Source organism: Streptococcus mitis (assembly GCF_946190375.1).
Taxonomy (GTDB): domain Bacteria; phylum Bacillota; class Bacilli; order Lactobacillales; family Streptococcaceae; genus Streptococcus; species Streptococcus mitis_CJ.
Window position 1 is genome coordinate 1 of sequence record NZ_CAMIAF010000048.1, and the last position, 506, is coordinate 506.

The window sequence follows — 506 nt, forward strand, 5'->3', positions numbered from 1 at the left end:
CGATAGCGTATACTGGTGCGATGTGTTTATAACTCTGGTGAGTATTGCCTTCTTGCTGGCGAATTTTTTCAAGATTTTGATTGACCTGACTACACAGGTAAGCCCACAGGCGATTGATGAAAAAATTCTGATGATGCACCTGAATCTCAATAATTACTTGTGTCCCATTGTCCAACTCCGCTAAGACGTCTATACTGGTATAGAAATCCTGCGCCGAGTACGACAGGGTAGGCAAGACATGAATATTGCTTCCCTCCAAAATCGTTACATTTTTTGCAGGTAAATCCAACATATCGCGAATAAATTGACAAGTGATTTCTGGATTGCTAAAAATCTTCTTAGCAACCAAATCGTTGGTCGGGCTGATGCCCGGATGTCTGAGAATCATTCTTTCTCTCCTTTCATTATAGCACATTTTTTAATCTAGAATTACTAGATTCACTGACTCTATCTATTTATTCGGAAAAGAAAGGATAAATGAAATAGTAAATAAAAAAATAAGAACA

General features: G+C 37.7%; 1 protein-coding gene. It reads right to left on the bottom strand.

Annotation, left to right across the window (positions count from 1 at the left end):
* A partial coding sequence (locus N8M09_RS10900) for an Rpn family recombination-promoting nuclease/putative transposase (protein ID WP_261065198.1) occupies window positions 1-388 on the bottom strand: 388 nt, incomplete at its 3' end.
* Between the last annotated feature and the right edge of the window lie 118 nt (window positions 389-506).